The following is a 12,978-nucleotide window of genomic DNA, read 5'->3' on the forward strand; positions in this document are numbered from 1 at the left end:
TGGCGTGGATTTCGCGATCATTACCCTTCCGCAACCTCAATTTAACCTCAAAATCAACTCTTGTACTCAAAAGAATCCTTACTAGAATACTCACCATATAGCGTTTCTTTTATCGACAACCCCCTACATATAGTATTTATCCACAGAGTTAGTCACAACGGCGATCTGTGGATAAGTGGGGGGATATTTTCTTTCACGGACAGGTATAATCCACATGAATCAGAGTCTGCTGGTGACAAAGCGCGACGGTAGCACCGAGCGCATCAATCTCGATAAAATCCACCGCGTGCTGGATTGGGCGGCAGAAGGGCTGAATAACGTATCCATCTCCCAGGTAGAACTGCGTTCCCACATTCAGTTCTATGACGGCATCAAAACCGCCGACATTCACGAAACCATTATCAAAGCCGCCGCGGACCTTATTTCCCGCGATGCCCCGGATTACCAGTATCTCGCCGCCCGCCTGGCGATTTTCCACCTGCGTAAAAAAGCCTACGGCCAGTTTGAGCCGCCAGCGCTGTTCGACCACGTGTCGAAAATGGTGAAAAACGGCAAATACGATACTCATCTGCTGGAAGACTACACGGAAGAAGAGTTCAAGCAGATGGATTCGTTCATCGAGCACGATCGCGATATGACCTTCTCCTACGCGGCGGTTAAGCAGCTCGAAGGTAAATATCTGGTGCAGAACCGCGTCACCGGCGAGATCTACGAAAGCGCCCAGTTCCTGTACATTCTGGTTGCCGCCTGCCTGTTCTCCAACTACCCGCGCGAGACGCGTCTGGACTACATCAAGCGTTTCTATGACGCGGTGTCGACGTTTAAAATCTCCCTGCCCACGCCGATCATGTCCGGCGTGCGCACCCCAACCCGCCAGTTCAGCTCCTGCGTGCTGATCGAGTGCGGCGACAGCCTGGATTCGATTAACGCCACCTCCAGCGCCATTGTTAAATACGTCTCTCAGCGCGCCGGTATCGGCATCAACGCCGGCCGCATCCGCGCGCTGGGTAGCCCGATTCGCGGCGGTGAAGCGTTCCACACCGGCTGTATCCCGTTCTATAAGCACTTCCAGACCGCGGTAAAATCCTGTTCCCAGGGTGGTGTGCGCGGCGGTGCGGCGACCCTCTTCTACCCGATGTGGCATCTGGAAGTCGAAAGCCTGCTGGTGCTGAAAAATAACCGTGGCACCGACGCCAACCGCGTTCGTCACATGGACTACGGCGTACAGATCAACAAGCTGATGTACACCCGCCTGCTGAAAGGCGGCGATATCACCCTGTTCAGCCCATCAGACGTCCCGGGCCTGTACGATGCGTTCTTTGCCGATCAGGACGAGTTCGAGCGTCTGTACACAAAATATGAGCAGGACGACAGCATTCGCAAGCAGCGCATCAAAGCGGTAGAGCTGTTCTCGCTGATGATGCAGGAGCGCGCCTCCACCGGCCGTATCTACATCCAGAACGTCGATCACTGCAACACCCACAGCCCGTTTGACCCGGTTGTCGCGCCGGTGCGCCAGTCCAACCTGTGCCTGGAAATCGCCCTGCCGACCAAGCCGCTGGAAGATGTGAACGACGAAAACGGTGAAATTGCGCTGTGCACCCTCTCCGCTTTCAACCTCGGCGTTATCGATAGCCTTGATGAGTTGGAAGAGCTGGCGGTACTGGCCGTTCGCGCGCTGGATGCCCTGCTGGATTATCAGGACTACCCGATCCCGGCAGCCAAACGCGGTGCCATGGGCCGTCGCACGTTGGGTATTGGCGTGATCAACTTTGCCTACTATCTGGCGAAGCACGGTAAACGCTACTCCGACGGCAGCGCCAACAACCTGACGCATAAAACGTTCGAAGCGATTCAGTACTACCTGCTGAAAGCCTCTAACGAACTGGCTATCGAGCAGGGCGCGTGCCCGTGGTTCAACGAAACCACCTACGCCAAAGGCATTCTGCCGATCGATACCTATAAAAAAGACCTGGATGCGATCGTCAATGAATCCCTGCATTACAACTGGGAAGCGTTGCGCGAATCGATCAAAACGCACGGCCTGCGTAACTCCACGCTCTCCGCGCTGATGCCGTCCGAGACCTCTTCGCAGATCTCCAATGCCACCAACGGCATTGAGCCGCCGCGCGGCCACGTCAGCATCAAAGCATCGAAAGACGGGATCCTGCGCCAGGTGGTGCCGGATTACGAAAAACTGCAGAACGGCTACGAGCTGCTGTGGGAAATGCCGAACAACGACGGTTACTTGCAGCTGGTCGGTATTATGCAGAAGTTTATCGACCAGTCGATTTCTGCCAACACCAACTACGATCCGACTCGCTTCCCGTCAGGTAAAGTGCCGATGCAGCAATTGCTGAAAGACTTGCTCAATGCCTATAAGTTCGGCGTCAAAACGCTGTACTATCACAACACTCGCGATGGCGCGGAAGATGCTCAGGATGATCTGGCGCCGTCCATCCAGGACGACGGCTGCGAAAGCGGCGCATGTAAGATTTGATAATATTGCCCGGCGGCGCGTTGCTTGCCGGGCCTACGGTATATTGTAGGCCGGGTTAGCGAAGTGCCACCCGGCTTGTAATTCCAGGACAGGATCCTCACTCATGGCATATACCACTTTTTCTCAGACCAAAAACGATCAGCTGCTTGAGCCGATGTTTTTTGGTCAGCCGGTGAACGTCGCCCGCTACGATCAGCAAAAATATGACATCTTCGAAAAGCTGATTGAAAAACAGCTCTCCTTCTTCTGGCGTCCGGAAGAAGTTGACGTTTCCCGCGACCGCATCGACTACCAGACGCTGCCGGAACACGAAAAGCACATTTTTATCAGCAACCTGAAATATCAGACGCTGCTCGACTCGATCCAGGGACGCAGCCCGAACGTCGCCCTGCTGCCGCTGATTTCGATTCCGGAGCTGGAAACCTGGGTTGAAACCTGGGCGTTCTCAGAGACCATTCATTCGCGCTCCTACACCCACATCATCCGCAATATCGTTAACGATCCGGCGATGGTGTTTGACGATATCGTCACCAACGAGCAGATCCAGAAACGCGCGGAAGGGATTTCCAGCTATTACGATGAATTGATTGAGCTAACCAGCTACTGGCATCTGCTGGGCGAAGGCACCCACAGCGTGAACGGTAAAACTATCACCGTGAACCTGCGCGAGCTGAAAAAGAAACTCTACCTGTGCCTGATGAGCGTGAACGCGCTGGAAGCCATCCGTTTTTACGTCAGCTTTGCCTGCTCCTTCGCCTTTGCCGAGCGCAAACTGATGGAAGGTAACGCCAAGATTATCCGTCTGATCGCCCGCGACGAAGCGCTGCACCTGACCGGTACTCAGCATATGCTGAACCTGCTGCGTTCAGGCGTCGACGATCCGGAGATGGCTTCAATCGCCGAAGAGTGCAAACAGGCGTGCTACGACCTGTTCGTGCAGGCGGCGCAGCAGGAAAAAGAGTGGGCGGATTATCTGTTCCGCGACGGCTCGATGATCGGCCTGAACAAAGATATTCTCTGCCAGTACGTTGAGTACATTACCAACATCCGCATGCAGGCGGTGGGTCTCGATCTGCCGTTCCAGACCCGCTCCAACCCGATCCCGTGGATCAACACCTGGCTGGTGTCCGATAACGTGCAGGTTGCGCCGCAGGAAGTGGAAGTCAGTTCCTATCTCGTCGGGCAGATCGATTCCGAAGTCGACGCCGACGATCTGAGCAACTTCCAGCTCTGATGAAACGCATTTTTTTGAAGATTTCTGACACTCGTCTTGAGTGTCAGGATGAACATCCCTCTCTGCTGGCGGCTCTGGAATCGCACAATATCGACGTGGAGTATCAATGCCGCGAAGGCTACTGCGGCTCCTGCCGTCTACGGCTGGTTTCGGGCCAGGTTGACTGGCTCACCGAGCCGCTGGCGTTTGTCCAGCCGGGTGAGATTTTGCCCTGCTGCTGCCGGGCGCAAGGCGATATTGAAATCGAGATGTAATCCTTATCGGGTGGCGCTGCGCTTACCCGACCTATGAAACTGCCGTTCACAGGCCGGGTAAGCCCGGCTTTTTACTGCTTCGCGTTCAGAAACTGTACCGCTTTATCCGGGAAATCGGTAAACAGGCCGTCAACGTCCGCCTGGCGATACAGCACGTTATAGAGCTGATTGACGTCGGTTGCGTACTCCGGCAACTGATCGGCGCGGACCGTATACGGATGGACCTGCATATGGCTGGCGTGAGCTTCTTTCACCATGGCCGTCAGCTTCACCTCACCCGGCTTCGAACCTTCGGCCACCAGCATGTGGTAGTCCGGACCAATGCCGTCAGCGTACTGTGCTATCTGCGCCATTGCCCCTGGTTTGAACATCCAGTCATAGCTGTAGTTCACCCACTTGCCGTCGGCCTGCCGCTGCTGGGTCTCATTCCAGTCGGTATAGGCGATAAGCTGTACCAGATTAAGATCCATCCCCATCTTCGGCTCCAGCTCGTGTTTAATACGTTTGAGCTCGTCCGCGTCAAAACACTGCAGATAGACCTTATCCTGCTTGCGGGTATAACCATACTCTTTCAGCACCTTCAGCGTACTGACGGCAATATCCTTGCCTTCCTGATGGTGGAACCACGGTGCTTTGATTTCCGGGTAGATGCCGATGTTTTTGCCGGTCGAATGGTTCAACCCCTGCACAAACTCAATCTCCTCTTCAAAGGTATGAATACGGAAATCAGATTTCCCCATCGGGAAACGGCCCGGATAAGTTTGCACGTTCTTGCCATCTTTCGGCTCAAACCCTTCGGTAAACTTCAGCGACTTTATCTCGGCGAGCGTAAAGTCGATGGCGTAGAAGCGGCCATCCTTACGCGCCCGCTGCGGGAAACGCTGCGCCACGTCGGTCACCCGGTCCAGATAGTGGTCATGCAGTACCACCAGCCGGTCGTCTTTAGTCATCACCAGGTCTTGCTCAAGGTAATCGGCCCCCTGAGCATACGCCATCGCTTTTGCCGGCAGGGTATGTTCCGGCAGATAGCCGCTGGCGCCGCGGTGGGCGATAACGATTTTCTCCCCTGCGACGGCGCTGAAAGAGAGCGCGGTAGCGGCCAGCAGCATTCCGCTCATCAGGGCGGTTAATTGACTTTTCATCGCAGCTCCTTAGCCTTGTTTCATCTGCTGGTGATGACGTCGTTCACCCAGCATCACGATAATCAACAGCAGGACAGCCAGCACGCTGCCGCCGATCATTACCATAAAGCCGCCGTCCCAGCCGAAGAAATCGACGGTATAGCCAACGATAGCGCTCGCGGCTACCGAGCCGCCGAGATAGCCGAACAGGCCGGTGAAGCCCGCGGCGGTGCCGGCGGCTTTTTTCGGCGCCAGCTCCAGCGCGTGCAGGCCAATCAGCATCACCGGACCATAAATAAGGAAGCCGATGATGATCATGCAGGCCATATCCACGCCCGGATTACCCGGCGGGTTCAGCCAGTAAACGACGGTGGCAATGGTGACCAGGGTCATAAAGAAGACGCCGGTCGCGCCGCGGTTGCCTTTAAACACTTTATCCGACATCCAGCCGCACAGCAGCGTGCCCGGGATCCCCGCGTATTCATAAAGGAAGTAGGCCCAGGATGATTTATCCAGCGCGAAGTGCTTAACTTCCTTCAGATAGGTCGGCGACCAGTCAAGAATGCCGTAACGCAGCAGATAGACAAATACGTTAGCGACGGCGATGTACCACAGCAGCTTGTTCGGCAGGATGTACTGCATAAAGATCTGCTTTGCGGTCAGCTCTTCTTCATGCTTCTCGCTGTAGTCGTCAGGATAATCGTTTTTGTACTCTTCGATAGGGGGCAGGCCGCAGGACTGCGGGGTATCGCGCATCATCGCGAAGGCGAAAATCGCCAGCAGGATCGCGCCGAAAGCCGGCATATACAGCGCCGCGTGCCAGTCGTTAAACCACGCCATTCCCAGCAGAAACAGCAGCGGCGGGATCCCGCCGCCGACGTTATGCGCGCAGTTCCATACCGACACAATACCGCCACGCTCTTTTTGCGACCACCAGTGCACCATCGTGCGCCCGCACGGCGGCCAGCCCATCCCCTGGAACCAGCCGCACAGGAACAGCAGCACGAACATCACCATAATGCTGGAGGTCGCCCAGGGGACGAAGCCCATGACCAGCATCACCAGCGCGGCCAGGATCAGCCCTGCCGGTAAAAAAATGCGCGGATTCGAACGATCTGAGACCGAGCCCATGATGAATTTCGAAAATCCGTAGGCGATGGAGATACCGGAAAGCGCAAAGCCGAGATCGCCACGGGAGAATCCTTGTTCGATAAGATAGGGCATCGCCAAAGCAAAGTTCTTACGAACCAGATAGTAAGCGGCATATCCGAAGAAGATACCGATAAAGATCTGCCAACGTAATCGACGATATAAGGGGTCGATTTCCGCCGTTGGCAAACGCGCCTTATGCGCTGCGGGTTTAAATATACTTAACATATCAGCCTCCGTGGCCATTGCTGTTCTTCTGACGTCGACGCAAAAAAACGTAATTTATTCACTGACTTCTGATTTGGTCGCGATAGTAGGCAAAGCGTAAATCTAATACTGTGAAATGTCGCACACTTTGTTACAGAAATATGACAGCGCTTTCTAATATGCGCACAAAGTCACAACAAATGCTCGAATTACGCGCAAATATGCTCGAAATCAAACATTAAACGCTATTGATGTGGCTAAATGATGTAAAAAGAAAACAGAGGACAGGGAGATGGCCGATAGTCGTGAATATGACGTCATTATTATTGGCGGCGGCGCAACCGGCGCCGGGATCGCGCGCGACTGCGCGCTGCGCGGACTGAAGGCGGCGCTGGTTGAGCGCTACGATATCGCTACCGGCGCGACCGGGCGTAACCACGGCCTGCTGCACAGCGGCGCGCGCTATGCGGTAACCGATAGCGAATCGGCGCGCGAGTGCATCAGCGAAAACCGCATCTTACGTCGCATCGCCCGCCACTGCATTGAGCCCACCAGCGGACTCTTTATTACCCTGCCGGAAGACGATCCGGCGTATCAACACACCTTTATCAACGCCTGCCAGCAGGCGGGTATTGAAGCGCAGCCTCTGACGCCCGCCGAGACGCTGCGCCTGGAGCCTGCCGTGAACCCCGCGCTGCTTGGCGCGGTGCAGGTACCGGACGGCACCGTCGATCCGTTCCGCCTCACCGCCGCGAATATGCTCGATGCCCGCGAACATGGCGCCACTATCCTCACCGGCTGCGAAGTCACCGGCCTGCTGCGCGAGGGCGATCGCGTCCTGGGGGTAGCGCTCTACGATCGTCAGCGCCGTGAACCGCTCAACCTGCGCGCTCAGGTGGTGGTCAACGCCGCCGGTATCTGGGGGCAGCGCATCGCAGAGTATGCCGACCTGCGCATCGCGATGTTTCCGGCAAAAGGATCGCTGCTGATCCTCGACCACCGCATTAACCGTCAGGTTATTAACCGCTGCCGCAAACCGGCTGACGCCGATATCCTGGTACCCGGCGATACCATTTCGCTGATTGGCACCACCTCGATGCAAATTCCCTATGATGAAATTGACGACAACCGGGTGACGGCCGGGGAAGTCGATACGCTACTGCGCGAGGGGGAAAAGCTGGCGCCGATCATGGGGCGGACCCGGATACTGCGCGCCTACTCCGGCGTACGTCCGCTGGTCGCCAGCGATGACGATCCCAGTGGACGCAGCGTCAGCCGCGGCATCGTGCTGCTCGACCACGCCCGGCGCGACGGCATGGAAGGTTTTATCACTATCACCGGCGGTAAGCTGATGACCTACCGCCTGATGGCGGAGTGGGCTACGGATGCGGTATGCCGGAAGCTCGGCAATACCGCCCCCTGTACAACCGCTGATGCGCCGCTTCCCGGCTCGCAGGAGCCGACGGAAACCACGCTACGCAAAATCATCTCTTTACCGGCATCGCTGCGCGGGTCGGCCATTTACCGCCACGGCGATCGTACCCCCGTCTGGCTTGGCGATAGCCGCCAGCACCGCAGCCTGGTCTGCGAATGCGAAGCGGTCACCGCCGGCGAGGTTCAGTACGCGGTCGAAAACCTGGCGGTGAAAAACCTGCTCGACCTGCGCCGGCGCACCCGCGTCGGCATGGGCACCTGTCAGGGCGAACTGTGCGCCTGCCGGGCCGCCGGGCTGCTCGCGCGTTTTAACGTCACCACCTCCGCGCGCTCCCTTACCCAGCTGTCTGAATTTCTGAACGAACGCTGGAAAGGCGTCCAGCCGGTGGCCTGGGGAGACGCGCTGCGTGAAAGCGAGTTCACCCGCTGGGTCTATCTCGGCCTGTGCGGATTACAAAAGGAGCATCAGGATGAAGTTTGATTGCGCCATTATCGGCGGCGGTCTCGCCGGACTACTCTGCGGGCTGGCGCTTAATCGGCGCGGCCTGCGCAGCGTGATTATTAGCCGCGGTCAAAGCGCCCTGCACTTCTCTTCCGCCTCGCTGGATCTGCTCTCGACGCTGCCAAATGGCGAAACCGTCACCGATGTTGCTCACGGCATCAGCCAGCTGGCCCGCCAGCTTCCCGAGCATTCCTATGCCAGGCTCGGCGCCGAACGGGTAATGGATTACGCCAGCCAGGCACAGGCCCTGTTTGCCGACTGCGGTATCGCCATGCAGGGAGAGGCCAGCCAGCCTCATCTGCGCGTGACGCCGCTGGGAACCTTACGCGCGGCCTGGCTTTCGCCACAGGAGATTGCCACCGCTCCGCTGCCCGCCAAGGGCGTCTGCGTGGTCGGCATCAGCGGATTCGGCGACTTCCAGCCGCATCTTGCCGCCGCCTCGCTGAACCAGTACGGCGTTAACGCCGAAGCGCAGGAGATAGATTTACCGCTCCTTGATGTTCTGCGCGATAGCCCATCCGAATTTCGCGCCGCCAATATCGCCCGCCGTCTGGATGATGAAACGCAGTGGCCGGCGCTGCTGGCGGCGCTGCGCCCGCTGGCGCAGCGGCACAGTTTCATTATCATGCCCGCCTGCTTCGGCCTCGCCGACGATCGCCTGTACCAGTGGCTACAGCAGCGTCTTCCCTGCCCGCTGCGCCTGCTGCCTACGCTGCCGCCGTCGGTGCCGGGGATGCGCCTGCACGCCCAGCTCCAGCGGCATTTTATCCGCGGCGGCGGTACCTGGCTTACCGGGGACGAAGTCATCAATATCAGCCAGCAGACCGGTATCGTTAATGCTATCTGGACGCGCAACCACGGTGATATCCCGCTGCGCCCGCGCTTCGCGGTGCTGGCCAGCGGCAGCTTTTTCAGCAATGGTCTGGTCGCCGAACGCAGCGGCGTGCGCGAGCCGATTCTTGGCCTTGACCTACAGCAGACGCTGCCGCGGGAGAGCTGGTATCAGCAGGACTTTTTTGCTTCCCAGCCCTGGCAGCGTTTCGGCCTGAAAACCGATACGGCTCTGCGTCCGCAGCTTCAGGGACAGACGCTGGAGAATCTGTTCGCCGTAGGTTCCATTCTCGGCGGTTTTGATGCCATCGCGCTGGGATGCGGCGGCGGCGTCTGCGCGGTCACCGCGCTGCACGCCGCAAGGCTAATCGGCGAGCTTGCCGGAGGTGAGTCATGAACGACACGCGTTTTGAACACTGCATTAAATGCACCGTTTGCACCACCGCCTGCCCGGTCAGCCGGGTTAACCCGCGCTATCCTGGGCCAAAACAGGCCGGGCCGGACGGCGAGCGCCTGCGCCTGAAAGACGGCACGCTCTACGACGAGGCGTTAAAATACTGCATCAACTGCAAACGCTGCGAAGTCGCCTGCCCTTCAGACGTCAAAATCGGCGATATTATCCAGCGGGCGCGCATGGAGTACAGCCGACAAAAGCCCACGCTGCGCGATACGATACTCAGCCACACCGACCTGATGGGCACCCTCTCCACGCCATTTGCCCCGCTGGTGAACGCCACCACCGGGCTGAAGCCGGTACGGCGACTCCTCGATGCCGCGCTTAAAATCGATCACCGCCGCACGCTGCCGAAATATGGTTTTGGCACCTTTCGCCGCGCGTATCGTCAGCTGTCTGCTCAGCAGGCGCAGTACGCCGAACAGGTGGCGTTTTTTCACGGCTGCTATGTCAACTACAACCACCCACAGCTGGGCAAAGATCTTATCCGGGTGCTGAACGCCATGGGCATCGGCGTGCAGTTATTAAGTAAGGAGAAGTGCTGCGGCGTGCCGCTGATTGCCAACGGTTTCTTTGCCAGGGCGCGCAAACAGGCGCAGAGCAACGTCACCGCAATGCGGGAAAATAGCCTCCCCATTATTGCCACCTCATCAACCTGCACCTTTACCCTACGCGATGAATACCCGCACGTACTCGATATTGAGAACCGCGACGTTCGCGATCGCATTGAGCTGGCTACCCGCTGGATCTGGCGTCAGTTGGATGATGGGCGGCCTCTGCAGCTAAAACCGCTGCCGCTGAAGGTGGTCTACCACACCCCCTGTCATATGGAGAAAATGGGCTGGTCGCTGTATACCCTTGAGCTATTGCGGCTGATCCCCGGTTTGCAGCTGGAGGTACTCGACTCTCAATGCTGCGGCATTGCCGGCACCTACGGGTTTAAGTCGGAGAACTACGACTCATCGCAGGCCATTGGCGCGCCGCTGTTCCGGCAAATTGAGGAGAGCGGCGCTGACCTGGTGGTGACCGATTGTGAAACCTGCAAATGGCAGATTGAGATGTCCACCAGCAAACGCTGCGAACATCCCATCTCTCTGCTGGCGCAGGCGCTGGCCTGATACCAGCACCGGCTGCGGGGGGACTAATAGCTCCCCTTTCCCTCCGCCTGTTCGGCTATCGGCTTGAACATCGCCAGCCGTTTATCCAGCGCGCTGGTATACAAGTTGGTATCAACGCCCACGGCGACAAAATTGGCCCCCCACGCCAGCGCTTTGTGCGCCATCTCCGGGTCAACGGCCAGGAATCCAGCGGCTTTTCCCGCTTCGCGAATGCGGCGGATGCTCTGCTCAATGATCCGCTGCACCTCCGGGTGACCGGCGTTATCCGGAAACCCCAGCGAGGCCGATAGGTCAGCCGGGCCGATAAAGACGCCGTCAATCCCTTCCACTTCGAGGATCGCATCCAGATTATCAAGCGCCGTTTTGCTCTCCACCTGAATCAGCAGGCACAGTTCATCGTTGGCCTGCGCCATATAGTTCTCCACCCGCCCCCAGCGCGCGGCGCGGGCCACCCCGGCCCCGACGCCGCGGGTGCCCACCGGCGGATAGCGGGTAGCCGAGACGATCTCCCGCGCCTGTTCAGCGGTATCGACCATCGGGATCAGCAGCGTTCTGGCGCCGATATCCAGCACCTGTTTAATCAGGCTACGATTGCCCTCCACCGGGCGAATAACCGGCTGGCTGGCGTAGGGCGCGATGGCCTGCAGCTGATGATACAGGTCCTGAATGGTATTGGGCGCATGTTCACCGTCGATCAGCAGCCAGTCGTAACCCGAGGTGGCGGCAATCTCAGCCATATACGAAGAGGTTGAGCTCAGCCACAGGCCGATTTGCGCTTCCCCTTGCAACAATCCCGCTTTAAATGAGTTCGATAAAATTGCGTTCATAGTTCTCCCTTACATTAATGCTGTACGCTGCCAGCCTGCGGTACCGTGCGATTGACGCGCAGCGAAAAGATAATAACAACTCCGACAATCGCCACGCAGGCGAGCGTCACTAATCCGGCAGAATCACTCGCGAACATTGTTTCAGCCTGGACGCGGATAATCGGGGCCAGAAAACCGCCGATGGCACCAAACAGGTTGACGAAACCGATGCCCGCGGCCAGCGCCGTGCCGGACAACAGCTGCGTCGGCATGGTCCAGAACACTGGCTGTACGGCAATGACGCCCACGGCGGCAACGCACAGCGCGATAATCGCCAGCACCGGTGAAACCAGGCCAGAGACCGCGATGCCGATTGCTGCTGCCAGCAGGGTAAATGCCGCCACATTACGCCGCTCGCCGGTACGATCGGAATAACGGGGAATCAGCCAGGTACCGAACAGCGCGGCCACCCACGGGATCGCGGTCACCACCGACGCCACGAACCCCACCTTGGTGCCGAGCAGCGCGGCAACCTGGGTTGGCAGGAAGAAGATCAGGCCGTAAACCGCCACCTGAATGGTGAGATAGATAATCGCCAGCTGCCAGACGCGGCCGTTGCGCAACGCATCGGACAAACGCGAGGTCACCTTTTTCTGCTCTTCGCTGGCCAGCTCGCTGATTAACGCCTGTTTTTCGGCAGCGCTCAGGAAACGCGCCTTCTGCGGCGTATCGTCAAGCCAGAAGAAGGTAAAGAACCCGGCGCCGACCGCCAGCAGCCCCTCAATGATAAACATCCAGAACCAGCCGGGATGCCCCATAAAGCCGTGCATTTCCAGCAGCGCGCCGGAGAGCGGCGACCCGAGGGTCAGCGCCAGCGGCGCGCCCATATAAAACAGCCCCATAATGCTGGCGCGGTTCTGCTGCGGGAACCACTGGGAAGTCAGGTAGATCATACCCGGGAAGAAGCCCGCTTCCGCGGCGCCCAGCAGGGTGCGCACCAGCAGAAACTTCGCTTCGGTATCCGCCCACGCCATCGCCGCGGAGAGAAGCCCCCACAGCAAGGTGGTGCAGCCGATCCATTTTCTTGCGCCGAATTTGCGCATCAGCAGGTTGGCAGGCACCCCGAGAAAGGCGTACACCACAAAGAAAATCCCCGCCCCCAGCGCATAGGCCTCATTGCTCAGGCCGGTATCCAGCTGGTAAGTCTCTTTGGCAAAGCCGATATTCGAACGGTCAAGAAACGCCAGCACGTACAGCGCCAGCATAAAAGGGATCAAACGGGCGCGGTTTTTCTTCACCACGCTCTCAAGCAAGGTGTTGCTCATCGTAATATCCTCAACAATGGGCCGCACATCTGCGCTGTGCGGC

General features: G+C 58.2%; 10 protein-coding genes. 6 read left to right on the top strand and 4 right to left on the bottom strand.

The genetic code is table 11. The features are described 5' to 3' along the window. The first annotated feature begins 214 nt into the window (after positions 1-214). The 3 genes from nrdA (at position 215) to yfaE (ending at position 3,988) form a co-directional block, all read left to right on the top strand. Positions 215-2,500, top strand: a complete 2,286-nt coding sequence (gene nrdA, locus KCG39_RS10370) for a class 1a ribonucleoside-diphosphate reductase subunit alpha (protein ID WP_142468003.1) — start codon at positions 215-217, stop codon at positions 2,498-2,500. Positions 2,501-2,603: 103 nt separating this feature from the next. Further along, positions 2,604-3,734 carry a class Ia ribonucleoside-diphosphate reductase subunit beta gene (gene nrdB / locus KCG39_RS10375; protein ID WP_211811598.1) on the top strand — a complete coding sequence of 377 codons (1,131 nt, stop codon included), beginning with the start codon at positions 2,604-2,606 and terminating at the stop codon, positions 3,732-3,734. Beyond that, entirely contained in the window at positions 3,734-3,988 is a 255-nt protein-coding gene (gene yfaE, locus KCG39_RS10380; RefSeq protein WP_004123060.1) for a class I ribonucleotide reductase maintenance protein YfaE, read from the top strand. Before nrdB ends, yfaE begins: the two co-directional genes overlap by 1 nt. A gap of 71 nt (positions 3,989-4,059) precedes the next feature. Here yfaE and glpQ read toward each other — a convergent pair whose 3' ends face one another. Together glpQ and glpT are read right to left on the bottom strand one after the other, a co-directional pair. Further along, a complete protein-coding gene (gene glpQ / locus KCG39_RS10385; RefSeq protein WP_004123061.1) occupies positions 4,060-5,130 on the bottom strand; it encodes a glycerophosphodiester phosphodiesterase in 1,071 nt (356 codons plus the stop codon). Between the two features lie 9 nt (positions 5,131-5,139). After that, on the bottom strand, positions 5,140-6,486 hold the full coding sequence (glpT, locus tag KCG39_RS10390; protein WP_004123062.1) for a glycerol-3-phosphate transporter: 1,347 nt from the start codon (positions 6,484-6,486) through the stop codon (positions 5,140-5,142). Positions 6,487-6,757: 271 nt separating this feature from the next. Between glpT and glpA the strand changes: the two genes are divergently transcribed. From glpA to glpC, 3 genes are read left to right on the top strand one after another with little or no spacing between them, the layout of a single operon-like run. Then, positions 6,758-8,380, top strand: coding sequence for an anaerobic glycerol-3-phosphate dehydrogenase subunit A (gene glpA, locus KCG39_RS10395; RefSeq protein WP_142468004.1), 1,623 nt, complete (start codon positions 6,758-6,760; stop codon positions 8,378-8,380). Beyond that, positions 8,370-9,629 (top strand): glycerol-3-phosphate dehydrogenase subunit GlpB, encoded by a 1,260-nt coding sequence (gene glpB / locus KCG39_RS10400; protein ID WP_211811599.1) that lies wholly within the window; start codon positions 8,370-8,372, stop codon positions 9,627-9,629. Before glpA ends, glpB begins: the two co-directional genes overlap by 11 nt. After that, positions 9,626-10,804: an anaerobic glycerol-3-phosphate dehydrogenase subunit GlpC gene (gene glpC, locus KCG39_RS10405; RefSeq protein WP_087829149.1), complete on the top strand. Its 1,179-nt coding sequence runs from the start codon at positions 9,626-9,628 to the stop codon at positions 10,802-10,804. Before glpB ends, glpC begins: the two co-directional genes overlap by 4 nt. 23 nt (positions 10,805-10,827) lie before the next feature. Here glpC and yfaU read toward each other — a convergent pair whose 3' ends face one another. Together yfaU and KCG39_RS10415 are read right to left on the bottom strand one after the other, a co-directional pair. Continuing rightward, complete coding sequence (gene yfaU, locus KCG39_RS10410) at positions 10,828-11,631, bottom strand: 2-keto-3-deoxy-L-rhamnonate aldolase (protein WP_004123066.1); 804 nt, start codon at positions 11,629-11,631, stop codon at positions 10,828-10,830. A gap of 14 nt (positions 11,632-11,645) precedes the next feature. Beyond that, the gene (locus KCG39_RS10415) at positions 11,646-12,935 is read right to left on the bottom strand and encodes an MFS transporter (RefSeq protein WP_004123068.1); all 1,290 of its coding nucleotides are present in this window, start codon (positions 12,933-12,935) and stop codon (positions 11,646-11,648) included. Between the last annotated feature and the right edge of the window lie 43 nt (positions 12,936-12,978).

This window comes from Klebsiella pasteurii, assembly GCF_018139045.1.
Lineage (GTDB): Bacteria > Pseudomonadota > Gammaproteobacteria > Enterobacterales > Enterobacteriaceae > Klebsiella > Klebsiella grimontii.

Bases quoted from the DNA above. Each gene is read 5' to 3' on its own strand.
- nrdA (WP_142468003.1), top strand. From the start codon at position 215: ATGAATCAGAGTCTGCTGGTGACAAAGCGCGACGGTAGCACCGAGCGC.
- nrdB (WP_211811598.1), top strand. From the start codon at position 2,604: ATGGCATATACCACTTTTTCTCAGACCAAAAACGATCAGCTGCTTGAG.
- yfaE (WP_004123060.1), top strand. From the start codon at position 3,734: ATGAAACGCATTTTTTTGAAGATTTCTGACACTCGTCTTGAGTGTCAG.
- glpQ (WP_004123061.1), bottom strand. From the start codon at position 5,130: ATGAAAAGTCAATTAACCGCCCTGATGAGCGGAATGCTGCTGGCCGCT.
- glpT (WP_004123062.1), bottom strand. From the start codon at position 6,486: ATGTTAAGTATATTTAAACCCGCAGCGCATAAGGCGCGTTTGCCAACG.
- glpA (WP_142468004.1), top strand. From the start codon at position 6,758: ATGGCCGATAGTCGTGAATATGACGTCATTATTATTGGCGGCGGCGCA.
- glpB (WP_211811599.1), top strand. From the start codon at position 8,370: ATGAAGTTTGATTGCGCCATTATCGGCGGCGGTCTCGCCGGACTACTC.
- glpC (WP_087829149.1), top strand. From the start codon at position 9,626: ATGAACGACACGCGTTTTGAACACTGCATTAAATGCACCGTTTGCACC.
- yfaU (WP_004123066.1), bottom strand. From the start codon at position 11,631: ATGAACGCAATTTTATCGAACTCATTTAAAGCGGGATTGTTGCAAGGG.
- KCG39_RS10415 (WP_004123068.1), bottom strand. From the start codon at position 12,935: ATGAGCAACACCTTGCTTGAGAGCGTGGTGAAGAAAAACCGCGCCCGT.